We start from the raw sequence: 26,007 nt of genomic DNA, 5'->3' as shown, positions 1-26,007 counted from the left end.
GCAGCCTGGCCCGCCCGGACGAGATCGCCTACTACCTCGCCTATGCACCAACCGGCACCGGCATCGCCGAGCTGGTACGGATCGCCGGGACGCGCCGGGCTATCGAGGAAGCCTTCCAGGCTGCGAAGAACGAGTGCGGCCTGGACCAGTACGAAGTCCGCCGGTATCCGGGCTGGTACCGGCACATCACCCTGGCCATGCTCGCCCACGCCTTCCTCGCCGCCATGGCCGCCGCCGCAGGGACGGAAAGGGGGGCCGCAGAATCGGTTCCGGCGATCTCGCCCCGCTCACGGTGGCGGAAATCCGGCGACTCATGGCAGTCGGCCGCCCCACGCTGACGCACATCCAGCGCACACACCACGCACTGAACCGGTCTCGCTGGCGCCGACGTCACCAAGCCACCGCGCGCCGCTGTCACTACCGCCGCCGCACCCGAAGTCACGAACTCCCGCCACCTGACGGCGCATCAGCCCAGTACACTCACGAACACACCCCTGACCAGCAGGAATAGCGAACTGCAACTGGAATACAAGGGGTTGGTCGGTTGATCGCATGTGTCTGCCCGCTTGGTGATCACTGATGCGAGTCGTTGCAGCGGAGGTACCTTCCCTCACATCAGACGGAACCTGGATGCGCCGGCCCGCTCGTCCCGGGCACCTCGTGCGGAGGTGCCCGGGCTGCCGCGTGCACCACGTCGCCACACGGGTGTCAGGTCGGCTCGTTACCACCGGTGCCAGCGGCCTCGGGCTCCTGCTACATCGCCTTCCACGTCCCGTCGATGAGGCGTTGGGCCAGCGCGCGGTGTGCGTTGCCGAAGATCTCCAGGTGGCGTTGGACTCCGGCGCGGCCCATCAGCAGCGGGTTGGGCGCCGACGGATCCGCCTTGAGCGCGCGCAGGTGGCTGAACTCGGCCCCCTGGTAGGCGTGGGTGTTGAGGAAGACATCCGCGCCTTCCTGGCCGGCCAGCCCTTGGACGAAGTCGGTCGAGATCGCGTACTGGGCCGCCGCGTCGATGTTGTCGTTCCCGCTCCAGACGAGGAGCTTGTGGGTCTCCCCCTTGTGGACGACGGGCACGATGACGTGCATCTGACCGATGGTGTGGCCGGGCGCCAGCATGGCGACGGCGGTGGTCCGCCGACCGATCCGGATGCGTCTCATGCCGACGGTGTGGCCGGGGTACGCCTCGATCTCGATGTCGATCCGGCTGGGAAGCAGGGCCAGCCGCGCCCGGTACTCCTCCTCGGTGTACTCGTCCTTCCGCTTCTTCAGGTCGGCACGCTGAGCCGCGATGACCGCTGCGTCCGGTTGTCCCATGACGAACTTGGCGTGGGGGGCGTAGCGGTCCCTGATCAGGTTGGCGCCGCCGACGTGGTCGATGTGGGAGTGACCGAGGAACACGTAGCGGATGTCCCGGGGGTCGAGTCCCGCGGCTGCGGCCTGGTCGAGGAACTGGCTGCGCATGTCCTGCGGGTTGGTCATGGCGTCGAACATGATCAGCCCGTCCGGAGTGCGGACGACCACGATTCCGATGAAGTCGGTACCGAAGTACCAGGCGTTGTCGAGGAACTGGACACCGCCCGCGGGCATGGGGCGGACGTAGTCCTTGTACAGGAAGCCCAAGGGCGAGACGAAGTCGGTTGTCGGGTCCGTCAGTTGGTCGACGGGCTGTCCCGTGCCGGCACTGCCCGGGCTGCGGTAGCCGGTCTGGCACCACACACGGTACTGCCAGCGGATCATCGGGTTGTCGTCCACCTCCGAGAGCGCTTTGGCCGCGTCGGCGTAAGCCTTGGCCAGGGGCTTGTCGGGAGCCAGCGGGCCGCCCCAGGGCTGTTCCGCGGCGGCCTGGGCCGCCGTCGCGGTCGGTACGGCGGCGGTCTGAGCAGCCGCCGTGCTCACGTTCAGGGCGGACGGGATCGCCGTCGCGCCCACGCCTGCCATGACCATCGCGCCGAATTCACGCCTGCTACGCGTCATCGTTTCCTCCTGTGTCGACCTGCGTGTCGGAACTGGCTTGGGAACTGACCGGCGGTGCACCTCACCGGTCGGCTTAGGTGGGATGGGCGAGCAGTCCGCGCAGGACGTACGGCATGACGCCGCCGTGCCGGAAATAGTCGGCCTCGCGCGGGGTGTCCAGGCGGACCCGGGCAGTGAACGCGCGACCGTCGGCGAGGACGCGGACCGTCGCCGGGACGTGTCCGGAGTCGAGGGACTCCAGTCCGCAGACGGTGATCGTCTCCGTGCCCGTGGGAGCCAGGTCCTGGGGGCCGCCGTCGACGAGTTCCAGGGGCAGGATGCCCATGGCGACGAGGTTCGACCGGTGGATGCGTTCGAAGGACCGCGCGATCACGGCGCGGACGCCGAGCAGCGCGGGTCCCTTGGCAGCCCAGTCCCGGGAGGACCCGCCGCCGTAGTCCTCGCCGGCGACGACGACCATGGGCACTCCGGCCGCGCGGTAGGCGGCCGCCGTGTCGTAGATCGAGTCCTCTCGGCCGTCCGCGAGGAAGTTGCGGGTCCGACCGCCCCGGGTGCCGGGTGCCACCTGGTTGCGCAGCCTGATGTTGGCGAACGCGCCCCGCATCATCACCTGGTGATTACCACGCCGGGATGCGTAGGTATTGAAGTCCTTTACGGATACGCCGAGTTGAGCGAGGTAGTGGGCCGCGGCGCTGGAGGCGGTGATGGCGCCCGCCGGGGAGATGTGGTCGGTGGTGACCTTGTCACCGAGTTTGACCAGCACCCGTGCCCCGGTGATGTCCTTGACGGCTTCGGGGTCCCTGGTCATGCCGTTGAGGTAGGGGGGCCGGCGAATGTACGTGGAGTTCTCGTCCCACGCGAAACTCTCGGTCGCGCACACGCTGATGTCCTGCCACCTCCGGTCGCCGGCGAAGACGTTCGTGTAGGCGTCGGTGAACATCGCCGCGTCGATGCTCCCGGCCGTCACCGCCTCGATCTCGGCCGGGTCGGGCCAGATGTCGCGGAGGTAGACCGGCTCTCCCTGCGGGTCGTGACCGAGAGGCTCGGTGCGCAGGTCGACGTCCATCGTGCCGGTGAGGGCGTAGGCGATGACGAGGGGAGGCGAGGCCAGGTAGTTCATGGCGACGTCAGGCTGGATACGGCCTTCGAAGTTACGGTTCCCCGAGAGCACGGACGTCACGGTCAGCCCGGTCTCGGCCACCGCCTCGGACACCGGGCCGACGAGCGGGCCGGACGCTCCGATGCACGTCATGCAGCCGAACCCGGCGAGGTGGAAGCCGAGCGCCTCCAGGTCCGGGACAAGGCCGGCCCGCCGGTAGTAGTCCATGACGACGCGCGAGCCGGGGCTGAGGGTGGTCTTGACCCACGGTTTGCTGCGCAGACCCGCCCGGACGGCGTTGCGAGCGAGCAGTCCCGCCCCCACCATGACCGCCGGGTTCGACGTGTTGGTGCAGGAGGTGATGGCGGCGACCGCCACGGCGCCGTCGGCGAGTTCGTGTGCGGTGCCGTCGATGACCACGGTGGCCGTACCCGGGGGCTTGGTGTCGCCGTTCGCACCGTGCCGGCGAACGGATGCGACGGCGGTACGGAAGCGGGCTCTGGCCTGGTCCAGGGGGACGCGGTCCTCGGGCCGGGAGGGCCCGGCGAGTGAGGGGACGACGGTGGACAGGTCGAGGTCGACGGCTTCCGAGAAGCGGGGCGGGCTCCCGGGCCGGTGCCACAGGCCCTGTTCCTTCGCGTACGCCTCGACCAGTGCGACCTGTTCCTCTGACCGCCCGGTGAACCGCAGGTAGCGCAGGGTTTCGTCATCGACGGGAAAGAGGGCGCAGGTCGAGCCGAACTCGGGGCTCATGTTCGCGATGGTCACCCGGTCGGTCACCGGCAGGGCCGAGACGCCGGTGCCGTGGAACTCGACGAACTTGCCGATGACCCCATGGGCCCGCAGCAGTTCGGTGAGGGTGAGGACCAGGTCGGTGGCCGTGGTTCCGGCGGGGAGTTCGCCGGTGAGGCGGACGCCGACGACGGGCGGGACGAGGGCGGACATGGACTGGCCGAGCATGGCGGCCTCGGCCTCGATGCCTCCGATGCCCCACCCCAGTACGCCGAGTCCGTTGACCATGGTGGTGTGCGAGTCGGTGCCGAGGCAGAGATCCGGGAACGCGAGGCCGTCCTCGACCATGACCACGCGGGCGAGGTGCTCCACATTGACCTGGTGCATGATCCCGGTGCCGGGCGGCACGACCGCGAACTTCTTCAGCGACTCCTGTCCCCACCGCAGGAAGCGGTACCGCTCGCCGTTGCGGGCGTACTCCAGCTCGACGTTGCGGGTCAGCGCGTCCGGGCGTCCGAAGACGTCGGCGATGACGGAGTGGTCGACGACGAGTTCCGCCGCGATGACCGGATTGACCAGCCCCGGGTCGCCGCCCAGGTCGGACATGGCGTCGCGCATCGCGGCCAGGTCGACGACCGTGGGCACTCCGTTGGTGTCGTGCAGGAACACCCGGGAGGCGTACAGGTCCACCGGTGTCCCTGCGGCGCCGCGTGCCAGGATCGCCTGCACCTGGTCGTCGCCGCGGGCGGTGCCGTCGTGGAAGCGGGCCACGTTCTCCAGCAGGATCCTCAGGCTGACCGGGAGGTCGGCGGGGGCGAGCCGGTCGATGCGGTGGTAGGACAGCGACTGTCCGAGGACGTCGAGGCGGGTGCGGGTGCCCAGTGCGTCGAGCCCGGATCCCGCCAGGTGGTTACGGCCCATCACAATGCCTCCACGGCGGACGATTCGGGGAGGTCCCCAGGGAAAGGCGGTACACAGCAGCTGTTGGCGCGACCAGCTGCGGCGAGGCGGCTCGGTCGCGGTCGCGGTCGGCCGGTCATCGCGGACCGTCCTGGGTGGCATGCGCCGCTGCTGCGACCTGCTCGCGCAGCGAGCGGACGGCAAGGGGCGGAGCGCTCAGCACCGGCAGCCCGAGTGCCTTCTCCAGGCCGGCGCGAGCAGGAGAGAGCGAGAACATGCCGAGGACCACCGCGTCGGCTTCGCCGAGATACGGCAGGGCAGCCTCGGTCAGCGACCTCTCCAGGGCGTCAAGGTCTCCCCTGGCTGCCGCCGTGACCGCCCCGGGAGCGGCGTGCCCGGTGACTTCCGTCTGCTCCCCTCCATCAGTGGCGGACAGCACCCGCTTCAGCCGGTTCACCGAGTCCTGCACCGCCGGGACGGAGTGCCCGAGGAGCAGGACACGGTCGAACCGTCGGCGCGAGACTTCGGTGAAGAGTTCCGCGTCCGAGCTGATCAGGGGCAGCCAGTGTTGCCGACGGGCCCGTTCCAGCACCGGTCCGTACATGGAGCAGGACAGCAGGACGCCGTCCGCACCGCCGTGGACGGCGTGGCCGATCAGCGACAGCATCCGGTCGGACAGGGTGGGCGTGAGTCCGCCGGCCGCCTCTGCGTCGCTGCCGAGGCGGTCGTCCAGCACGTTCCACACCGACGCCTCGGGGTAACCGTCCGCGAGCGCGGCCCGAGCGGGCTCGATCGACGCCGGGGTGGCGTGGATGACGGCCACGGTGGGCGACCGGTCGCCCGAAAGCCCGCTCACAACAGGCCGATCGAGGTCGCGACCGCGTCGGCGAACGCACGGCATCCCGCCGATCCGCCCATGTCCCTTGTACTGGTGCCCTGTTCGAAGGTGGCGGCCACACCCGCCTCCATCATCCCTGCCGCACGCAGCAGTGCCTCGTCCTGGTGGCGGGTACCCAGCCACTCCAACAGCATCGCGGTGGAGAGGATCATCGCCACGGGGTTGGCCAGGTCCTGCCCGGCGATGTCCGGTGCGGAGCCGTGTGCCGCCTGTGCCATGGCGCGGTCCTGCGAGGCGTTCAGGGAGGGGGCGATCCCCAGCGATCCGGCCAGCTCGCCGGCCAGATCCGAGAGGATGTCGCCGAACATGTTCTCGGTGACCACGACGTCGAACTCACGGGCCCGGCGCACCAGGTGCACGGTCATCGCGTCGATGTGGAAGTCGTCCACTTCGACGTCGGGGTAGTGCCGTGCGATGTCCCGGCACACGTCACGGAACAACCCCGTGGTCAGCTTCAGGACGTTGGCCTTGTGGACGACGGTGACCTTCTTGCGCCGCCGGGAGGCCAGTTCGAAGGCCTCCCGGGCAATGCGTTCACAGGCCGTGCGGGTGATGATGCCCATCGCGACGGCCACGTCCGGTGTGGGCATGAACTCGCCCGTGCCCAGGTGCGTGTTGCGGTCGGCGTAGAAGCCCTCGGTGTTCTCCCGCATGATGACGAGGTCGGTGCCGGGGGCGATGGCGTCGCCGCTGAACGCCTTGGCGGGGCGCACGTTGGCGTACAGGTCGAAGTGTTTGCGGATGGTGCCGCTGGGGTTGAGTTCGGAACGGAACGGTTCGGGATAGGAGGCGCTGTCGTGTGGGCCGAGCAGCCATCCGTCGGTCTCCGCGAGGGCCGCGAGGGTGGCCTTCGGGGTCGCCTCCCCCAGTTCCTCGATGGCTCGCCGGCCCAGGGGCAGTTCCTCCCAGGTGATGGGCGGGGCTCCGGTGGCCGCGACAGCGGTATCGGCGATCAGAACGGCGGCCGGCACGATCTCGGGGCCGATGCCGTCGCCATGCAGGACGCCGAGGGTGTAACGGTGGGGGATGCCGCTGGTGGCCACGGGACTCCTCTGTTGTTCGTGGGGTGGGTGTCAGCCGGTGACGGTCAGGAGGGCCTGGGCGTCCTCCGAGAGCACGACCGTGTCGCTGTAGACGAGGCAGGCCGCGGGCTCGACCGCGAGGCTGACCGGACCGGTGAGGCCGCCGCGGTCGCTGACGACCTGGACGACCAGGTCGCCCACCTTGAGGTCGTACTCGAAGCGGGAGCCCAGATAGGAGGTGGTGAGGACCTCGGCGCTGATGACGTTCGTGCCGGGCGCCGCCTGGTCGGCGGCAGCGAGGACGGTGAGACGTTCAGGGCGGATGGCGACAGTGACGGTCTCGCCCGCGCCCAGGCTGTGGGTCGTCGTGACGGACACGGCCTGACCGTTGGCCGCCAGCTTCAGGACGGCTCCGGCCCGGGTGGTCTGGGTGACCGTGGCCTTGAGGAAGTTGCAGCGGCCGACGAACGCGGCGACCTCGGCGGTGGCCGGGGCCTCGTAGATCTCCTGAGGTGTGCCGATCTGGAGCATGTGACCGCCGGACATGACCGCGATGCGGTCGCTGAGGGCGAGGGCCTCGTCCTGGTCGTGGGTGACGTAGACGGTGGTGATGCCGAGGTCCTCCTGGAGCCGCTTGAGCCAGGCCCGGGCCTGCTCTCGGAGTTTCGCGTCCAGGTTGGACAGCGGCTCGTCGAGGAGCAGGACGCTCGGCGAGTACACCAGCGCCCTCGCGAGGGCGACACGTTGCTGCTGGCCACCGGACATCTGGTGGGGGTAGCGCTCGCGCAGGTGCAGCAGGCCGACCTTGTCCAGGGCCTCGTCGATGAGCCGGCGCTGTTCGGCCTTGTCGACCTTGCGGATCTGCAGGGGCATCGCCAGGTTGGCGGCGATGGTCTTGTGCGGCCACAGCGCGTAGGACTGGAAGACCATGCCCAGGTTGCGGCCCTCGGGCGGCACGAAGAGCTTCTTCTCCGTGTCCACGAAGGAAGTGTCGCCAACCGAGATCGAGCCTCTGGTGGGCTGTTCAAGCCCGGCGACACAGTTGAGGGTGGTCGACTTCCCGCAGCCGCTGGGGCCGAGCAGGGTGAAGAACTCACCGTCCCTGATGGTGAAGTCGACGTCATCGAGTACGACGTTGCCGCCGAACTCCTTGTGCAGGTGCGAGACCTTGACGTCAGGCATCGTTGTTGCGTCCCTTCAGGAGGAGTCCGGCGAGCCCGACGAAGGCCGCGGTGATGGCGATCTGCAGGGTGGCCAGCGCCGCTACGGAGCCGGTGTTCCCCTGAACCCAGAGTTCGAGCATCGTCGTGCCGATGATCTTGCTGTCGGCCGAGCCGAGGAAGACGGCCGGCGAGTACTCCTTGAGCATCGTCACGAAGGTAAGGACGAGGGCGCCGGCGAAGGCCGGCGTGAGCAGCTTGGCCAGGATCATGGAGAACGTCCTGATCCAGTCGGCGCCCGAGACCCGCGCAGCGTTGTCGAGTTCCTGACCGATCTGCATGATCGACGGTGCCAGGGACCCGAATCCGCTGGGCAGGGCGCGCAGTCCGAAGCCGATGATGATGGCCCACAGGGTGCCCTGGAGCAGGTTGCCGATACCGAACGGGGCGTAGGCGAAGGCCCAGAACAGGCCGATACCGACGATGATCCCGGGCATCGCCTGCGGGGCGAGGGCCAGATACTCCGCCGCCCTGCGGAAACGGAAGGTCGAACGGCGCGCCACCATCACGGCCAGCAGTCCGAGGACGCTCACCAGGACCGCGCCGACGCCCGCGACGATCAGGCTGTTGACGATGGAGTCGACGTAGGCCGTGTAGCTGAAGATGCGTTCGTAGTTGGCCGTCGTCAGGGTCTTCAGCGGGGACTGGAGCGGGGTGAAGACCAGGGTGAACGAGCGGAATATCAAGCCTCCGATGGGCACGAGGGCGCCCATCACGACGTAGAAGACGATGGAGAGCAGGCTGATCCACTTCAGCCAGCCCAGGTCGAGGCGGCGCGGGCGGGTGGCCTTGCCGCGCACCGAGACGAAACGCTGTGCGTCCTTGAGGAGTTTGGCCTGGACCGCGACCAGACCGACGGTGACGAAGAGGATGATGGCGGACGCCGCGCCGAGCACCCCGTAGTCGGGGTTGATGGACTGGAGTCCGTTGCGGTACAGGAAGGTCGAGAAGACCTGGATGTTGGTCGGCTGGCCGTACAGCAGGGGCACGCTGAGCGTTTCGACGGAGATCGAGACAACCAGAATCGAGCTGTAGACGATGGGCGGACGCAGCATCGGCAGGATGACCTGGAAGATGATGCGCAGCGGTCCCGCACCGCAGACCTGCGCGGCCGACTCCAGTGAGGCGTCGCTCTGACGCAGTGCTCCCGCGCAGAAGGTGTAGGCGATCGGCGCCAGGGCCACGGCCTCCGTGAGCGCCATGCCGGGGATGGAGTACAGGTTCCAGGGGACGCTGCCGAAGACTTCGGCGACCTTCACGCTGACGAAGCCCGCGGGGCCGTACATCGTGATCCAGCCGAAGCCGAGGATCAGGGAGGAGATGAAGAACGGCCACTGCATCGCGCCGGCGAGCAGTCGCCCGCCGGGGATCTTCGTACGGACGACGGCTACGGCCATCGGGATCGCGATGACCAGGGTGAAGGCGGTGGTGAGGACGGCGAACAGCGCCGTGTTGAGTGCTACCCGGCCGAAGCCCGCGTCGGTGAACAGCTTGACGTAGTTGTCGAAACTGAGGACACCGCCGGCCTCGTACAACGGCCGGTCGAGCAGCGACTGATAGAGCGTCGGCACCACGGGTGCGAGCACGAGCAGCGCGAGCACGATGATGACCGCGTAGTGCAACCACACCTCCCGTCCCCGCCCGAGGACGCGCCGGTACCGGGGCGCCGGGTGTCCGCCGGGCCGCGGCGGGCTGTCACTGCCGGGCGGCGACGGCGCCGTCTTGGTAACAGGCATGTTCTGTCAGGCCTTTCGTGGGTCTGGCGGCTCAGCGGCCGAGGAGCCCGTCCCAGCGGGTGGTGAACGCCTTCACCTCGGCGTCGGGGACCTTGGTGTACTTGACGTCGATGACGTTCTTCCGGCCGACCGCCTTGACCAGTTCCTGGTAGGTGTGGCGACCGTCGGTGGCCTCGATGCCGTCGCGGTACGAGGTCAGACCGCCCTCGGCGACGGCACGCTGGCCCTCCGCCGAGAGGACGAAGTCGGTGAACAGCTTCGCGGTCGCGGTGTGCGGGGCCTTGGCGGCGATGCCGATGCCGCGCGGCATGACCACGGTGCCGTCGTCCAGGAAGGTCAGGGCGAGCAGACCCCCGCTCTCCTTCACCTTGGGATAGGCGGGAGCGGCGCTCACGAAGAAGCCGGCGAGGTACTCACCCGAGAGGACCTTCTCCAGCTGGGTCCCGGAGGACGACTCGGCCTTGCCGTAGGGCAGCAGCTTCTCCAGCGTCGACCAGGCTTCGGGACGGTTCTCGGTGTACGCGTGGGAGACCGAGAACCCGAACGCGCCGGTCACATCACGGGTGGTGATCTTTCCCTTGTACTTGCCGGGGTCCTTGGCCACGATGTCGGCCAGCGACTTCAGACCCGTGGGCTTCCCCTTCACGAGCGAGGAGTTGTAGATGATGGACAGCGGGTCCATCGACATCGCGTAGACATTCGGCAGCAGCGTGGCGTTCGAGGGGAGCTTGGCCACCTCGGGCGACTTGTACGGCAGCAGCGTTCCGGAGCGCTCGGCAAAGTCGGCCCACGCCTGCGAGGCGTTGGACACCAGGACATCCGCCGGGGAGCCGTTGGTGGCCTGCTCGCTGAGCACCCGCTGGAAGACCTCGTCACTGTCGAGGTTGTTCGCGTCGATCTTCTTGACCCAGGGGTACTTCTTCTTGAAGTCGCGGAAGATCGGGGCCCAGTTCTCCTGGTCGGTGTTGGAGTAGATGGTGAGGGCACCCCCCTCCTTCTTCGACGCCGCGATGATGTCCTTGTACGCGGCCGGGTAGTACGAGGGCGCCTTGCCGGACTCGATGACATTGTTGGCGCCCGGCTCATCGTCTCCGGATCCGCAGGCGGCGACCAGAACGAGGGACGCCACCGCGCCGAGCGCGAGAACGGTTCGGGACCAGCGACGGGGTGCTGCCGCGACAGTCCGGCCGGCGTCCAGGGCGGTTCTGCGGGGGTTTACGGTCATGCTCTTCCTCCTTGAAGAGACCCGGCGTGCGCCTCGGGTGCCGCAAACAGTGACGGTTATAACCTATGACGTCAACCCTTCAGGGAAGATCCAATGCCTCTTGGCGCCAGTACCTCCTGAGGAAAGGGCTTACATGGCCCACGCCATCTGCTCCCCGATACCCCAGCCGAGTAAGATGCATGGTTGTAGGGTCGGCGACGACTCGGTAGGTTATAACCATGGACGCCAGAGGAAGCCGTATGTCGCAGTCTGTTGAGGCTTTCGAGACGAAGAGCGACTTCGCCTACCGCCAGGTCCGCGACCGGATCCTCTCCGGGGAGCTGGGGCCCGGCTCGGTGATCCAGCAGCGCGAGCTGGCAAGCTTCATCGGCATCAGCACCACACCGCTGCGTGAGGCGCTCCGCCGCCTCAAGAGCGAAGGGTTGGTCGAGCTGGACGCCCACCGGGACGCCCGGGTCTCACCGCTGCGCGCCGAGGAGGCACGCGACCTGCTGGAGATCCGACGGTCCCTGGACCCGCTGGCCGCTTCACTGGCGGCCGAACGCCGCACCAACGCCGACATCCAAGCCATCCGCGCCGCGGCGGAGGGACTGGCCCCCCTCCACCCGCATCCGAGCGTCGAGCAGTTGGTGGCACACCGCCGCTTCCATGCCTCGATCTACATGGCGTCCCACAATGATCTGCTGATCGGGACGCTGGAGGCGCTGTGGGACAAGGCCGACCGCTACCGCCTCCTCGCGCTCCGCACGGATCCCGGCCAGGATGCCCGGGATCAGAAGGCCAAAGAACACGAGGCGCTCGTCGAGTGCGTCGCTCTCGGTGATGGCGCCGGCGCAGCGGAGATCATGCGCAGGCACATCGACACCAGCCTCGGAGCGACGGCGGTATGGCGACTCGGCCATGCCGATCACGCCGAAGGAAGCTGATTTGGTCCTCGCGACGGCTGAGGGGCGCCGTCGCGAAAAAAGGCTCGGAGCACGTCGCGGTGGACCTTCAACAGACCACCCCGGAGTTGCAGTGCGCCAACCTCTCCCATGGCCGCCGCCGGTCCCGCTGACGAGCGCGGGGTCCAACTGCTGCTCTGCAAGGTGCAGTTCCATTCCAATGGCGCAGCGCACTCCTTGCCCCAGCGACAGCACCCTGCTGAACGATTCGCTCCGCCCTCGGAGAGATTGTGTCGCCGTTGCCGACGGCGAGGATTCGCTGCGCGGCGTGTTTCTCGGGGCCTCACGGTCGAGCAGGCACATCACCGTCGTTGGCCGAATTCGGCGTGTGCGGGGCGGCCTGACATCCGTCGAAGGGTACCCCCCGGCCCCGTCAAGGGTCGGTGGCATCGACGCCGTCACGCCTGTGCACACGGGCTCAGTTGCCGTATGCGTAGAACCCGCGTCCGCTCTTGCGGCCGCGATGCCCGGCGGCGACCATGCGGCGCAGCAGGGCGGGGGACGCGTACAGCGGTTCCTTGTACTCGTCGTACATCGACTCGGCTATGGCCTGGGCCGTGTCCAGACCGATGAGGTCGAGCAGGCGGAGCGGGCCCATCGGGTGGGCGCAGCCCAACTCCATGCCTTGGTCGATGTCCTCGGGGCGCGCACTGCCGGACTCCACCATACGGACCGCGCCCAGCAGATAGGGGATCAGCAGGGCGTTGACGACGAAGCCGGCCCGGTCGGCCGCCCGGACGGTGGTCTTGCCGAGCCGCTCGGCGAAGGCGCGAGTGCGTCGTTCGGTGTCCGCGCTGGTGGTGAGGCCCGGGATCACTTCCACCAGGCGCTGCACGGGCACGGGATTGAAGAAGTGCATGCCGATGACCTGCCCGGGGCGTTCGGTGGCGACGGCGAGGTCCACGATGGGGATGGATGATGTGTTGGTGGCGAGAATCGCCACGGGGTCCTCGACGACCTTGTCCAGCGAACGGATGACATCGATCTTGATGGCGCGGTTCTCGGCAACGGCCTCGACGACGAACTGACGGTCGGCCAGATCACCGACATCATGAGTGAAGGAAAGCCCGGCGAGAGCACGGTCGCGATCCTCCTCGGTGAGCTTGGCCCGCTTGACTCCGCGATCGAGGGAGGCGGTGACCCGGCGGCGGCCGGCCTCGGCCGCGTCGGAGGCGGCTTCGGCGACGCGGACGTCAAGACCGGCCAGGGCGGCGACTTCGGCGATGCCGGAGCCCATGAGACCGCAGCCGACGACTCCGAGACGGATGATGCAATCCATGGAAGGTCCTTTCAAACGTTACGACGGTACTGGCCGCCGACCTCGAAAAAGGCGTCGGTGATCTGCTGCAGCGAGCAGACCCGGGCCGCATCCATGAGGACGGCGAAGACGTTCTCGCCGCCCGTCGCAGCTTCCTTGAGAGCTGTCAGGGCGGCATGGGCCGACTCCTGGTTGCGGGCCCGGAAGTCGTGGACGCGGTTCAGTTGGGAGTGCTTCTCCTGCTCGGTGGCGCGGGCGAGTTCGACGACACCTGGTTCGGCGGTGTCGGCGTGCGGGTTACGGAAGGCGTTGACCCCGATGAGGGGCAGCGACCCGTCGTGCTTGCGCTGCTCATAGAGCATCGACTCGTCCTGGATCCGGCCGCGCTGATAGCCGGTCTCCATCGCGCCCAACACACCGCCGCGTTCGCTGATCCGCTCGAACTCCTGCAGCACCGCCTCCTCGACCAGATCGGTCAGCTCGTCGATGATGAACGCCCCCTGGAGCGGATTCTCGTTCATCGCCAGACCCCACTCCCGGTTGATGATGAGCTGGATGGCCAGGGCCCGGCGTACGGAGTCCTCGGTGGGGGTGGTGACGGCCTCGTCGTAGGCGTTGGTGTGCAGGCTGTTGCAGTTGTCATAGACGGCGATGAGTGCCTGAAGCGTTGTGCGGATGTCGTTGAAGTCCATCTCCTGGGCGTGCAGGGAGCGTCCGGAGGTCTGGACGTGGTACTTCAGCTTCTGTGAGCGCTCGTTGGCACCGTACTTCTCCTTCATCGCCACCGCCCAGACGCGGCGGGCGACCCGCCCCAGCACCGAGTACTCGGGATCCATGCCGTTGGAGAAGAAGAACGAAAGGTTGGGGGCGAAGTCGTCGATGTCCATGCCCCGGGCCAGGTAGGCCTCGACGTAGGTGAATCCGTTGGCAAGGGTGAAGGCGAGCTGGCTGATGGGGTTCGCGCCGGCTTCTGCGATGTGGTAGCCGGAGATGGACACCGAGTAGAAGTTGCGGACCTGATGCGCGATGAACCACTCCTGGACGTCGGCCATCATGCGCAAGGAGAACTCGGTGGAGAACAGGCAGGTGTTCTGCCCCTGGTCCTCCTTGAGGATGTCGGCCTGCACCGTGCCGCGCACGGTCCCCAGCGCCCGGGCACGCAGCTCGACCGCCTCCTCGGGCGAGGGCTCGCGGCCCTCGGCGTTCCGGAACTTCTCGATGTGCTGGTCGACGGCCGCGTTGAGGAAGAAGGCCAGGATGGTAGGTGCGGGTCCGTTGATCGTCATCGACACCGAGGTGGTCGGGGCGAGTAGGTCGAAGCCGTCATAGAGCGCCTTCATGTCGTCGAGAGTGGCGACGGAGACGCCGGAGGTGCCAACCTTGCCGTAGATGTCGGGGCGCTCGCCGGGGTCACGGCCGTAGAGGGTGACGGAGTCGAATGCGGTTGACAGCCTCGTTGCGGGCTGGCCCTCGGAGAGCAGCTGGAAGCGCCGGTTGGTGCGGAACGGGTCGCCCTCGCCCGCGAACATCCGGGCCGGGTCCTCACCGTCACGCTTGAAGAGGAACACCCCTGCCGTGAAGGGAAATTGACCGGGCAGGTTCTCCGCGCGCCAGAAACGGACCAGTTCGCCGTGGTCGGTGAAGCGAGGCAGGGCCACGCGGGGGATCCTGCTGCCGGACAGGGACTCCCGGTTGAGCTTGGTGCGGATCTCCCGGTCGCGGATCTTCACGACCTGCTCGTCGCCCGAGTACGAGGCGACGACCGAGGGCCAGCCTTCGATCTGCTGGGCGACCTCATACGGCAGCTGCCGGCGCGCATCGGTCAGCAGTGACCGTACGTCCTGCGCGTCCAGGCCGGCGTCGACGAGCTGTTCCTCGACCAGCGCCAGACGCTGCACTCGCCGTGCCACGTCGGCCACTTGGCCGGTGACAGAGTGGTAGCCGCGGACAGTATCAGTGATCTCGGCGAGATACCGCGCCCGATCCGTAGGGACGACCTGGCGGATGCCGGAAGAATGCCGCACGTCGACTGGAGCAAGGACCCCCTCGACCAGCGGCAGCCCTTTCTCGGCCAGAAGGGTCTTGAGGTGCTGATGGAGCGCAGTGACTCCGTCGTCGTTGAAAGTGGCCGCCGAGGTGCCGTACACCGGCATGTCCTCGGGCCGCTGCCCGAACGCCTCGCGGTTGCGCACGAGTTGCCGACCTACGTCGCGCAGCGCGTCCTTGGCGCCGCGGCGCTCGAACTTGTTGATCGCCACCACGTCGGCGAAGTCGAGCATGTCGATCTTCTCCAGCTGGGAGGCCGCACCGAACTCCGGAGTCATCACGTACAGCGAGGTATCGACGAACGGCACGATCGCCGCGTCGCCCTGGCCGATGCCCGGCGTCTCCACGATCACCAGGTCGAACCCGGCGGCCTTCACCACCTCGATGACCTCCGGCAGATGCTCGGGCAGCTCACGGCTGCCGCGAGTGGCCAGGCTGCGGAAGAACACCCGGTTGCCGTCGAGGGAGTTCATTCGGATCCGGTCGCCGAGGAGCGCACCGCCGCCACGGCGCCGGGTCGGGTCGACGGCGATCACCGCGATCCGCAGCTTGTCCTGCTGGTCGACCCGGAAGCGGCGCACCAACTCGTCGGTGAGAGAAGACTTTCCGGATCCGCCGGTGCCGGTGATGCCCAGCACCGGCACCACCCGAGCCGAATCCGCGGCACGCAGCTGAGCGGTGAAGTCCGCCGGCAGCTTGCCGAGTTCAGCGCCCGTGACGGCGCGGGCGACTGCGAACCTGTCACCCGCCAACACGCCCGCGGCATCCGCCGGTTTGCCGTCCCACAGGTCGAAGTCGCAGTCCTTCACGACCGAGTTGACCATACCGGCCAGCCCCATCCGCTGCCCGTCCTGCGGCGAGAAGATGGTGACCCCGCTTCCCCGTAGCCGGGTGATCTCCTCGGGAACGATGACACCACCGCCACCACCCACCACCCGCACGTGCTCCGCGCCCCGCTCGCGCAGCGACTCGACCAGGTACTCGAAGTACTCGACATGTCCGCCCTGGTACGAGGAGACCGCCACCCCGTGCGCGTCCTCTTCCAGCGCCGCGTCCACCACCTCCCGCACCGAGCGGTTGTGGCCGAGGTGGATCACCTCGGCACCCTGGGACTGGAAGAGCCGACGCATGATGTTGATCGACGCGTCATGCCCGTCGAACAGGGCCGAGGCCGTGACCAGACGGACGGGGTGCACAGGACGATGCAGTTCGCTCATGGCAGGGCCTTCCCAGAACAGAGCCGGAGGCGATCTGCAAGAGATAGTAGGACGTCCTACTATTTTCGGGAGTGTGAGGTGATACACAGATGCCGGCGCGCCCTACCACCTCACCACCCTTGCCCCATAGGAGCCGTCCCTCAGTGCGCGGCGGTGCCCATCGTGATCTCGGTGCGGCTGCCGGACCACTCGGTGTGGAAGACGCCCTGCCTGTCGACGCGGCGATAGGTGTGGGCCCCGAAGAAGTCGCGCTGCCCCTGGATGAGGGCGGCGGGGAGCCGTTCGGCCGCCAAGGAGTCGTAGTAGCTCAGTGCCGCGCCGAACCCCGGCGCCGGTACCCCGGACAGCGCCGCGGTCGCGACGACGCGACGCCACGCCGCCTCCCCTTCGGCCACGGCCCATGCGAAGTAGGGCGCTTCGAGCAGCGTAGTGATGTGCGGGTTCTCCGTGTACGCCTCCGCGATGCGGTTCAGGAAGCGTGCCCGGATGATGCAGCCGCCCCGCCAGATCCGTGCGATCCGGTCCTTGCGCAAGTCCCAGCCGTACTTCTCGGCTCCGGCGACGATGGCGTCGAAGCCCTGTGCGTAGGCGACGACCTTGGAGGCGTAGAGAGCCGCAGCCACATCTTGCACGAAGGTGTCGTCGGCCTTCCGCACTTCGGGTCGTGAGGTGATGACCCGCCGTACAGCCGCCCGTTGCGCCGACCTCCCGGACACGGAACGGGCGAAGACCGCTTCCGCGATGCCGCCCACGGGGACGCCGAGGTCGAGGGCGTTCTGCACGGTCCACACTCCGGTGCCCTTGGACCCCGCCTGGTCCAGCACCACGTCGACGAACGGCTGCCCGGTCGCTGGGTCGGCCTGGCGCAGGATCTCGGCCGTGATCTCGATGAGGTACGACTCCAGCGGCCCCTTGTTCCACTCGGCGAAGACGTCCGCGATCGCGTGCGGCCGCAAACCGCCCACCGTGCGCAGCAGGTCGTACGCCTCGCCGATCAACTGCATGTCGGCGTACTCGATGCCGTTGTGGATCATCTTCACGAAGTGACCGGCGCCGTCCGTGCCCACGTGGGTGACGCAGGGCTCCCCCTCGGCGACGGCCGCGATGGAGGCGAGGACGGGTCCGAGGGTCCGGTACGACTCCGCCGAGCCGCCGGGCATGATCGAGGGACCGTTGAGCGCGCCCTCTTCGCCGCCGGAGATGCCGACGCCCACGAAGTGGACGCCGGTGGGCGCGAGCCGCTTCTCGCGGGCGATCGTGTCCTGGAAGTCGGCGTTGCCGCCGTCGACGATGATGTCTCCGGGTTCGAAGCGTTCGGCGAGCTGGTCGACGACCGCGTCGGTGCCCGCGCCGGCCCGCACCATGACGATCGCGGTACGCGGCCTGGCCAGCGACGCGACGAAGTCGTCGATCGACGCGGCGGCGACGAGTCCCGCCTCCGGATGGCGGCTGACGAGTTCGTCGGTGCGTTCCCGCGTGCGGTTGTACACGGCGACGGTGTTGCCCTCGCGGGAGGCGAGGTTGCGCGCCAGGTTGGAGCCCATCACCGCCAGCCCGACGACGCCGATGTTGGCGGTTGCCCGGGTGTTCATCCGTACCTCTTTCATTTGGTGCGATGTGCTCAGAAGGCGAGCAAGACCTTGCCCGAGGCAGAGGAGTCCGCAGCGACCGTGAGGGCCTGCAGCGTCTCGTCCACGGGGAAGGTGTGGGTGATGACCGGTTCGACGGCCAGGGAGCCGTCGGCCAGCGCCGGGATCACCTCGTCGATCTCGTCGTTGAAGCGGAACGAGCCGACGAGACGGAGCTCCCGGGTGATGGCGTGGGCGATCGGCACGGGCTGGTCGCCGTTGGGCAGCAGGCCGACCATGACCACGGTGCCGCCGCGGGTGGCGCCCCTGATCGCCGAGGCCAGGCCGCGGTGGTTGCCGGAGGACTCGATCACCACGTCCGCGTCCACGGCCCCGATGGCGTCGCCGTCGCCCGCGTCGAGGGTGCGGGTGGCTCCGACCGCCGTCGCGATCTCGCGGGGCTTGGTGTGCAGGTCGACCGCCACGATCTCGGCGGCCCCCGCCCGTCTTGCCGCCGCGACGGCCAGGGCGCCGATGGGCCCACTGCCGACGACCAGGACGCGCTTGCCGCGCAGGTCACCGGCCTGGGACACGGCATGCCATGCGACGGCGGCGGGCTCGGCCAGGACGGCGAGGCGCAGGTCCAGGCCGTCGGGCAGGGCGCGCAGCATCGCCGTGGGGAGCACGACCTCGCGGGCGAAGGCGCCCTCGGTGTGCGGGAACCGCGCGGCGGAGCCGAGGTAGCGCACCCCGGGCGAGAGGTTGGGGCGGTCGTGGGGGAAGCGGGCGTCGGTGTGCTCCCGCGTCGCGGGGTGCACGGTGACCCGGGTGCCGGCGGCGGGGCCGCTTCCGTCGGCCGCCGCCCGTACGACCGTACCGGCCACCTCGTGCCCGAGGACCATCGGCGCCCGCAGGATCGATTCGCCCACCGCGCCGTGCCGCCAGTAGTGCAGGTCGGAGCCGCAGACACCGCCGTAGGCGACGGCGATCACCGCCTCGTCGGGTGCGGGTGCGCGCACGTCGACCTGCTCGACGCGGACGTCGCCGGCTCCGTGTGCGACGACCGCAGTGGTGGTCATGGACATCGTGAAAGGTTCCCTTCTCAGACGACGACGGTCATGCCGCCGTCGACGAAGACGACCTGGCCGTTGACGTAGTCGGAAGCGCTGGACGCGAGCCAGACGGTGGGGCCGACCACGTCGGCCACCGTGCCCCAGCGCCGGGCCGGGGTGCGGCCGAGGATCCAGGAGTTGAACTCCTCGTCGTCCACCAGGTTCTGGGTCATCTCGGTATGGATGTAACCGGGGGCGATTCCGTTGATCTGGATGCCTTCCCCGGCCCACTCGGCCGTCATGGCCCGGGTGAGGTTGCGCAGGGCGCCCTTGGCCGCCGTGTACGGGCCGATGGTGGGGCGGGCCAGGTCGGTCTGGACCGAGCAGATGTTGATGATCTTCCCCGCTCGGCGCGGCAGCATCCGCCGTGCGACGTGGCGGCCCACCACGAAGGCGCCGGTGAGGTCGGTGTCGATCACGCGCCGCCAGTCGTCGAGGCTCACCTCGGTCAGCGGCTCCCGGTGCTGGACCCCGGCGTTGTTCACCAGGATGTCGATGGCGCCGATCTCGGACTCGACCGACTCGACGGCCGCTGCGACGGCGTTCTCGTCGACGATGTCGAAGGCGCGGGCCGCGACGCGGTCGTCGCCGAACCGCCCGGCCAGTGACCTTCGGGTCTGCTCCAGACGGACGGGGTCGACGCCGTTGAGAACGAGGGTCGCTCCGGCATCCGCCAGCCCGGTCGCGATTCCCAGCCCGATACCGCGGCTCGATCCGGTGACCAGGGCGGCCTTGCCGGTGAGGTCGAAGGGGGAGGACATGTTCGTGGTGGTCTTTCCTGGTTGCAGGGGCCGGTGGACGCGAGGGGTCAGTAGAACTCGACGGTGTCGACGCGGTTGACCAGGTCGTGGCCGTCGAGGAGGCGGGTGGCGTTGGCGGCGAAGAGCTCCGCGATGAGGCGGTCCTCCGCGGCGTCGAGTGCGGCGGTGTGCGGGCTCACCAGGACTCGGCCGTGGTCCCAGAGGGGGCTGTGGACCGGCAGGGGTTCGGTCTCGAAGACGTCGAGTGCGGCGAATCCGACCTGCCCCGAGTCGAGCGCGTCGAGCAGGGCGGCCTCGTCGACGACGGTGCCGCGCCCGACGTTGACCAGCGTGGCTCCGGGCCGAAGAGCGTCGAAGAACCGTTTGCCCACGAGGTGCTCGGTGGCGTCGGTGCCCGGCAGGGTGTTCACAACGGCGTCGACCGTGCGCGCCACGTCGGTGATGCGGTCGGGATGCACGACGGTCGTGACGCCGGGCACGCTGACGTCTCTTCTGCTCGTGCCGATGACGGTGGCCCCCAGCGCGTGCAGCGCCTCGGCGACCTTACGGCCGATCCCGCCGAGCCCCAGGACCAGCACGGTCTGCCGGCTCACCTGCCCCATCGTCCAGCGCCCGCTCCATGCGTGGTCGCGCTGCTGGCGGCTGAGGCGCGGCAGATCCTTGGCTCCCGCGAGCACGCCGAAGACGGCGAACTCGGCGAGCGGCCGTCCGTGCACTCCGGCCGACGTCGTGAAGAGCACCCGCTGGAGTTCCGCGCCGGTCAGCCCGGCCGCCCTGACCTGTCCGCCGCCGCCGGCCGCCATCGTCTGCACCCAGCACAGCCCCGGGTTGGCGCGAACGGCACGGGCGAGTGCGCCCGGATCCACGTCGGGGATCCCGTACAGAGCGTCGGCGGAGTCGATGGCGGCCTCGTAGGCTCGCTGCTGCTCCTCGGAGCGCCGCCAGTCCGGATCGCCCGCGAAGTCCGCGGGCCAGCGCATCGGCGGCAGCAGGGACTGGTCGACGACAAGGTCGACACGCGGCTCCAGCTCCTGGACGCGTGCGCAGTTCTCCTCGGACAGCGGTGCGGCGACCGCGACCCGGAGCCGGTCCGGTCGGCCGGCCCGTCCGCTCATTTGGCAGCCGCGTTCCGCAGAGCCTCGACCTCGGCGTCCAGCGCGGCCTCGCGGGCGACGATCTCCTCTACGCCCTTCAGGGCCTCTTCGGCGCGGTGCGGCGGGATGACGATGACGCCGTCCCCGTCGGCGGCGACGATGTCACCCGGATTCACGACGACGCCGCCGATCGCTACTGGTTCGCCGATGGCGCCGGGACCGTTCTTGAAGGGGCCGGCCGGCGTCAGACCGCGGGCGAAGACCGGAACGCCGAGCCTCTCGATGATGGCCGCGTCCCGCACGTATCCGTCGACGACCGCGCCGGCGGCACCGAACACCGCGAAGCGCTGGGCCAGGTTGTCTCCGATGATCGCACGGCCCTCGTATCCGAACGCGTTGATGACGAGGATGTCGCCGGGGCGGATGTGGTCGAGGGCCTCGATCACGGCTTTGTTGTCGCCCGCGACGGTGAGCACCGGAAGGGCCGTGCCGACGGCCCTGGCTCCGCTCCAGATGGGTGCGATGCCGCCGTCGACGATGTTGAGCCGGTCGAGGGCGTCTCCGAGGTTGGCCACCGAGTGGGCGCGGAAGCGGTCGAGCACGTGTCCGCCGACGCGTTCCCATCCGGTGTTCGCACGCACGTTGTCCTGGGTCATCGCGGGTTCCTTCGGGTGTGTGGGCGTGGGGAGATCAGGAGCACCCCTACCGTAAAGTGCGAAAGCTTTCGCGTTTTGATGAGAGTCAGTCTGCATCCATCCGCCGTACAGCACAAGGGGCACCGAAGTGGCCGAATCGGGTCGCACAACCTCGGCAGAGACCATGGAAAGAGGGCTAATCCGGACCGTGAAGCAGTGAGACCGAAGGCGAAAGCGGGGTGAAACCACGAGTTAATACAGAGTCAACACCGCATCCTTGACCACCCCGTACTGCAAACCTATTCTCATTCGCGATTCAAGTCGCATCTTGGCTCTGATGTTGTCCCACCGTCTCCGGTCCCGGACCATGCCAGGGCCGCACAACTCCCCTGAGGCGCCGTCACCGGCCTCCCCCTTGCGCCCCACACCGTCGGGTGCATCTCGGCGCAGGAGCGATCGCCGTCAGCGGCTTCGCTCGGCGCACGACCCTCAGGACACCGTCCCCGGAGTCCGCGACACTGAAAGTGAACGCGTATGGCAACGTCAGATCAGCTCGGCATCCCATCGGACCGTGACGAGGTAGCGGCACGCGAGCCCGGTGCGGCAGCCATCGACGCCCTCTCCGCCGACCACAAGGTCGTCCGCAAGGCCACTTTCGCGGGCGCCGTGGGCTCCTTCGTCGAGTGGTACGACTACGGCATCTACGGCCTGCTCGTCACCTACCTCGCGATCAACATCATGGGCGAGGCAGACGCCGGAAACCTCTTCCTCACCAACGTCGGCTTCCTGATCAGCTTCATCGCCCGCCCGTTCGGCAGCGTGATCTGCGGCTATCTCGGGGACCGGCTCGGCCGCAAGGGCCTGCTCGCCACCCTTCTCGTACTGATCTCCGCCGCCACAGCGTCCATCGGCCTCATCCCCTCGCACGCGGCCATCGGGGTCGGCGCGCCGATCCTGCTTGTACTCCTCCGCGTACTGCAGGGCTTCTCCGCCGGCGGTGAAGTGGCCGGCGCCATGTCGTTCGTCGGCGAGTACGCGCCCAACGCGCGCCGCAACTTCATGATGAGCTTCATCGCCGTCGGCTCCTTCGTCGCCCTGATGTTCGGCAGCGCCTTCTCGGCCGTCCTCATCACCGCGCTCGGCGACGACGCGATGACGTCCTGGGCCTGGCGGGTGCCGTTCCTGCTCGCGGTCCCACTCGGCTACATCGGCTTCTACATCCGGCGCCGGCTGGAGGAGACCCCGCACTTCGCAGCACTGCGCGAGGAGAACACCGTCGCGCGCAACCCCCTCAAGGACACCTTCACCAACCCGCGGCACCTCAAGGCGATCGCGCTCACGATCTTCCTTCCCGCGCTCAACGGCCCCGGCTACTACCTGCTCTTCGCCTACATGCCGACCTACCTCAAGACCTCGCTCGGCACACACAGCTTCTCGATGCTGCGGGCACTGACGGTCACCGCGTTCAGCCTGGTCGCCATCGTCATATGTATCCCGGTCATGGCCCGGCTCTCGGACCGGCACGGCCGCAAGCCCGTGCTGGCCGGCTCCGCGATCGCCATGGCCCTGGTCTCGTACCCGATGTTCAAACTCATCACCACCGGACAGTTCGGGCTCGCTTGCATCGGTACGGTCGTCCTCGCGATCGCCTTCTCCGGGCACGCCGCGGTCGTGCACACCATGCTGGCCGAGATGTTCCCGACCAGCGTGCGCTACTCCGCCTACAGCATCGGCTTCAGCATCTCGACGGTCATCTTCGGCGGCAGCGCCCCGCTGGTCATGACCTCGCTGATCAAATCGACCGGCTCCAACCTGATCCCTGCCTTCGCCTCGATCATCACCGCGCTGATTACCCTGGCCACCGTCGCCTTCCTGCGCGAGACCAAGGGCAGGCCCCTAGAGGCCCGCTGAGCCGCCCACCCCCACCACAGGAGCAACTCTCATGGGTATCAACTCCGTAGCAGTCGTCGCAGACCTCGGCGAGAGCTTCGGCAACTACACCATCGGCGACGACGGCGCCCTGCTCGGCCTCGTCACCTCCTCGAACATCGCCTGCGGCTTCCACGCCGGCGACCCCCGCATCATGGACCGGACCGTCAAGGACTGCGTCGAGCGGGGCATCGAGCTGGGCGCCCACCCCGGCTATCCCGACCTGGTCGGCTTCGGCCGCCGGCTGATCGAGGCGACCGAGGAGGAGATCCGCACCGACGTCCTCTACCAGCTGGGAGCGCTCGATGCCTTCGCCCGGGTGCACGGCGGCACCATCAGCCATGTCGCCCCGCACGGCCGGATGGGCTCGATCGCCCAGACCGACGCCAAGCACGCCCGGGCCATCACCGACGCGGTGGCCGCGTACAACAAGGACTACGTCGTCATCTGCCAGCGCGGGCTGCTCGCCGAGGAGTCCCGCAAGCGCGGCCTGGAGGTCGGCTACGTCTTCCTCGCGGACCGGGGTTACGGCGACGACGGCATGCCCGTCTCCCGCTCACGCCCGGACGGCCTGATCCACGACCCCGAGCTGATCGGCGAGCGGTCCGCCCAGGTCGTGAGGGAGGGCACGGTCCGCTCGGTGGACGGCAACGTGGTCCCGCTCGGCCACGACGCCGACGTCCTGCTCCTGCACGGCGACCACCCGTCCGTCCTGGCCAACGGCACCGCGCTGCGGGCCGCGCTCGCCGCCGAGGGCATCCGGGTCGCCGGTCTGCGGGAGGTCCTGGCGGAGAAGTCGGAGCAGGCGGAGGCCGCGCTCGCCGGCTGAGGCGGAGCGCATCAGCCGATGACCACAGCACAGTACGGCGCCATCACCGTCGAGCCCTTCGGGGACTCGGCGGCGATGGTGACCATCCCCCACACCGACCAAGCTGTCCGCCGGGCGGGGATCGTCGCGTTCCGCGACCGGTTCCTCGCCCATCGCCCGCACGGGGTAGTCGACGTCGTCTCGGGCCTCGAGTCCCTGCTCATCGAGTACGACCCCCTGGTCACGGCACTGGAGCACGTGGAGTACGCGGCCCGGCTGGTGGCACGGTGGGCGCCTTCGCCCGCGGACGACCCGGCCGCTCCCCGACGACGGATACGGACCTTCGCCGTCCCCGTGGTCTTCGACGACGAGTACGGTCCCGATCTGGCATCCGTCGCCGAGGAGTTGTCCCTGTCCCCCGCCGAGGTGGTCGAGGCGATCGCCGGGTCGGCCTTCACCATCAGCCTGCTGGGTGCCGCGATGGCTCCCATGATGGACGGTCTCAAGGTGCCGCGACCGGTACGCCGTCGGGCCGAGCCGCGCACCGATGTGGCACCGGGCTCCGTCATGATCGCCGGCACCAACGCGATCATCCAGCCGTTCCCCGGTCCGACCGGCTGGCGAGTGGTGGGACGGACCCCTCGCACCATCGTCGACATCTCCCGCCCGGACCCCGTCTCGTTCGGCGCCGGCGACCTCGTGCGCTTCGTCCCGGTCACCCGGGCGGAAGCCGAGGTGCTGGGCTCCGGCCTGCTGAAGCCCGTCACGGAGGTGACCGTATGAGGACCGTGGCACTCGACTTCACCCACACCGGCTGGATCACCACCTACCAGGACCTGGGCCGCAGCGGTACAGAACAACGCGGTGTGCCGACCGGAGGTGCCGCCGACCAGCACTCGGCCGCCGTCGCGAACCTGCTCGTGGGCAACCGCCGTGACGCGACTCTGATCGAGAGCCTGGGTGGCGAGCTGGCGTTCGTACCCGACGCCGACGTCCTGATCGCCGTCACCGGCGCCCCCGCCGAGGTCGCCGTCGCCGGTTCGCCCGCCGACGGCTGGTCACCGCTGGTGGTGCCGGCGGGGCAGGAGGTGCGGATCCGCGGGGACCTGAGCCGGGGCACCCGTACCTACCTGGCCGTCAACGGGACGGTCGGTGCCGAGGCTCTGCTGGGCAGCGCGGCCCCGGATCCGCGGATGGGGTTCGCCCAGGCGGTCGTACGGGGATCGCGAGTCCTGCTGGAGACGGAATTCCGCGGATTCGGCCGTCGGCTGTTCGGAGCGCCGCTGTTCAGGCTGCCCGTCCCCGTCCCGCGCTTCGACGAAGGCCCCTGGGCGATCGATGTGGTCGCCACCCACGGCATGCGGTCGATCACCGGCGTCCGCGAACTGATCGAGGAGTCGCTCTACGTCGTCACCCCTCGCTCCGACCACGTCGGACTGCGGCTCGCCGGACCGGTCCGGCACCCGGACGCCGACACGGAGATCGTGTCGCACGGCGTGCCCGTCGGGGCACTGCAGATCCCGCACGCGGACGAACTGATCGTCCTCGGCCGCTACCGGAGTCTGACCGCGGGCTATCCGATCGTCGGCGTGGCCTCCCGGGCCTCGCTGCCGCTGCTCGGACAGGCCGGGCCCGGCCGGGAGCTGCGCTTCCGCTGGACAGACCGGGAAACCTCGGTACGCCGCCATGCGCAGGTCGAGGACGAGATCCGGGTGCTGGGGCAGGCGACCGCCGAGGCGTTCGCCGCGCTGGGTTTCGCGACGCCCTTGCTTCATCTGAATTGAGAATCTATTCTCATATGCGATGCAGTACTCAAATTCTTCACGCTC

At 68.8% G+C, this 26,007-nt stretch carries 19 protein-coding genes and 1 pseudogene; 6 read left to right on the top strand and 14 right to left on the bottom strand.

Annotation, left to right across the window (positions count from 1 at the left end):
* Positions 1 to 218: pseudogene (locus AB0D74_RS16180) on the top strand (IS701 family transposase); the annotation flags it as partial.
* A 535-nt stretch (positions 219 to 753) separates the two neighbouring features.
* Here AB0D74_RS16180 and AB0D74_RS16175 read toward each other — a convergent pair.
* The 7 genes from AB0D74_RS16175 to AB0D74_RS16145 all read right to left on the bottom strand — a co-directional run bounded on the left by AB0D74_RS16175 (position 754) and on the right by AB0D74_RS16145 (position 10,806).
* Positions 754 to 1,974: an MBL fold metallo-hydrolase gene (locus AB0D74_RS16175; RefSeq protein ID WP_362585992.1), complete on the bottom strand. Its 1,221-nt coding sequence runs from the start codon at positions 1,972 to 1,974 to the stop codon at positions 754 to 756.
* A 73-nt stretch (positions 1,975 to 2,047) separates the two neighbouring features.
* Positions 2,048 to 4,726, bottom strand: coding sequence for an aconitate hydratase AcnA (acnA, locus tag AB0D74_RS16170; RefSeq protein WP_362585989.1), 2,679 nt, complete (start codon positions 4,724 to 4,726; stop codon positions 2,048 to 2,050).
* 115 nt (positions 4,727 to 4,841) lie between these two features.
* On the bottom strand, positions 4,842 to 5,561 hold the full coding sequence (locus AB0D74_RS16165; protein ID WP_362585986.1) for an aspartate/glutamate racemase family protein: 720 nt from the start codon (positions 5,559 to 5,561) through the stop codon (positions 4,842 to 4,844).
* Positions 5,558 to 6,646, bottom strand: coding sequence for an isocitrate/isopropylmalate dehydrogenase family protein (locus AB0D74_RS16160; protein ID WP_362585983.1), 1,089 nt, complete (start codon positions 6,644 to 6,646; stop codon positions 5,558 to 5,560). Before AB0D74_RS16160 ends, AB0D74_RS16165 begins: the two co-directional genes overlap by 4 nt.
* A gap of 30 nt (positions 6,647 to 6,676) precedes the next feature.
* Positions 6,677 to 7,807: an ABC transporter ATP-binding protein gene (locus tag AB0D74_RS16155; RefSeq protein WP_362585980.1), complete on the bottom strand. Its 1,131-nt coding sequence runs from the start codon at positions 7,805 to 7,807 to the stop codon at positions 6,677 to 6,679.
* Complete coding sequence (locus tag AB0D74_RS16150) at positions 7,800 to 9,473, bottom strand: iron ABC transporter permease (RefSeq protein WP_362585977.1); 1,674 nt, start codon at positions 9,471 to 9,473, stop codon at positions 7,800 to 7,802. The genes AB0D74_RS16155 and AB0D74_RS16150 overlap by 8 nt, the downstream gene beginning before the upstream one ends.
* 139 nt (positions 9,474 to 9,612) lie before the next feature.
* Entirely contained in the window at positions 9,613 to 10,806 is a 1,194-nt protein-coding gene (locus AB0D74_RS16145; protein WP_362585974.1) for an extracellular solute-binding protein, read from the bottom strand.
* Positions 10,807 to 11,045: 239 nt separating this feature from the next.
* On the opposite strand from AB0D74_RS16145, the gene AB0D74_RS16140 reads away from it, so the two are divergent.
* Positions 11,046 to 11,732 carry a GntR family transcriptional regulator gene (locus AB0D74_RS16140; protein WP_362585971.1) on the top strand — a complete coding sequence of 229 codons (687 nt, stop codon included), beginning with the start codon at positions 11,046 to 11,048 and terminating at the stop codon, positions 11,730 to 11,732.
* Positions 11,733 to 12,168: 436 nt separating this feature from the next.
* On the opposite strand, the gene AB0D74_RS16135 is transcribed toward AB0D74_RS16140, so the two are convergent.
* From AB0D74_RS16135 to AB0D74_RS16105, 7 genes are all read right to left on the bottom strand, one after another.
* Positions 12,169 to 13,029 (bottom strand): 3-hydroxybutyryl-CoA dehydrogenase, encoded by an 861-nt coding sequence (locus AB0D74_RS16135; RefSeq protein WP_362585968.1) that lies wholly within the window; start codon positions 13,027 to 13,029, stop codon positions 12,169 to 12,171.
* 11 nt (positions 13,030 to 13,040) lie between these two features.
* On the bottom strand, positions 13,041 to 16,271 hold the full coding sequence (gene icmF / locus AB0D74_RS16130) for a fused isobutyryl-CoA mutase/GTPase IcmF (RefSeq protein WP_362585965.1): 3,231 nt from the start codon (positions 16,269 to 16,271) through the stop codon (positions 13,041 to 13,043).
* A 140-nt stretch (positions 16,272 to 16,411) separates the two neighbouring features.
* Positions 16,412 to 17,863, bottom strand: a complete 1,452-nt coding sequence (gene gndA / locus AB0D74_RS16125; protein WP_362585962.1) for an NADP-dependent phosphogluconate dehydrogenase — start codon at positions 17,861 to 17,863, stop codon at positions 16,412 to 16,414.
* Between the two features lie 29 nt (positions 17,864 to 17,892).
* Positions 17,893 to 18,918: an L-idonate 5-dehydrogenase gene (locus AB0D74_RS16120; protein WP_362585959.1), complete on the bottom strand. Its 1,026-nt coding sequence runs from the start codon at positions 18,916 to 18,918 to the stop codon at positions 17,893 to 17,895.
* 23 nt (positions 18,919 to 18,941) lie between these two features.
* Entirely contained in the window at positions 18,942 to 19,712 is a 771-nt protein-coding gene (locus tag AB0D74_RS16115) for an SDR family oxidoreductase (RefSeq protein ID WP_362585956.1), read from the bottom strand.
* A 47-nt stretch (positions 19,713 to 19,759) separates the two neighbouring features.
* Positions 19,760 to 20,827: a D-2-hydroxyacid dehydrogenase gene (locus AB0D74_RS16110; protein ID WP_362585953.1), complete on the bottom strand. Its 1,068-nt coding sequence runs from the start codon at positions 20,825 to 20,827 to the stop codon at positions 19,760 to 19,762.
* Positions 20,824 to 21,462 carry an RraA family protein gene (locus tag AB0D74_RS16105; protein WP_362585950.1) on the bottom strand — a complete coding sequence of 213 codons (639 nt, stop codon included), beginning with the start codon at positions 21,460 to 21,462 and terminating at the stop codon, positions 20,824 to 20,826. Before AB0D74_RS16105 ends, AB0D74_RS16110 begins: the two co-directional genes overlap by 4 nt.
* 513 nt (positions 21,463 to 21,975) lie before the next feature.
* On the opposite strand from AB0D74_RS16105, the gene AB0D74_RS16100 reads away from it, so the two are divergent.
* Genes AB0D74_RS16100 through AB0D74_RS16085 form a run of 4 tightly spaced genes read left to right on the top strand, consistent with a single transcriptional unit; the run spans position 21,976 to position 25,962 of the window.
* A complete protein-coding gene (locus AB0D74_RS16100; protein ID WP_362585947.1) occupies positions 21,976 to 23,352 on the top strand; it encodes an MFS transporter in 1,377 nt (458 codons plus the stop codon).
* Positions 23,353 to 23,383: 31 nt separating this feature from the next.
* Positions 23,384 to 24,199, top strand: a complete 816-nt coding sequence (locus tag AB0D74_RS16095) for a 5-oxoprolinase subunit PxpA (protein ID WP_362585944.1) — start codon at positions 23,384 to 23,386, stop codon at positions 24,197 to 24,199.
* Positions 24,200 to 24,217: 18 nt separating this feature from the next.
* Entirely contained in the window at positions 24,218 to 24,961 is a 744-nt protein-coding gene (locus AB0D74_RS16090; protein WP_362585941.1) for a carboxyltransferase domain-containing protein, read from the top strand.
* Positions 24,958 to 25,962 (top strand): biotin-dependent carboxyltransferase family protein, encoded by a 1,005-nt coding sequence (locus tag AB0D74_RS16085; RefSeq protein ID WP_362585938.1) that lies wholly within the window; start codon positions 24,958 to 24,960, stop codon positions 25,960 to 25,962. The genes AB0D74_RS16090 and AB0D74_RS16085 overlap by 4 nt, the downstream gene beginning before the upstream one ends.
* Positions 25,963 to 26,007 lie beyond the last annotated feature (45 nt).

It is taken from the genome of Streptomyces sp. NPDC048278 (assembly GCF_040652195.1).
Classification (GTDB): domain Bacteria; phylum Actinomycetota; class Actinomycetes; order Streptomycetales; family Streptomycetaceae; genus Streptomyces.
This window is presented reverse-complemented; position numbering and strand designations above follow the sequence as displayed.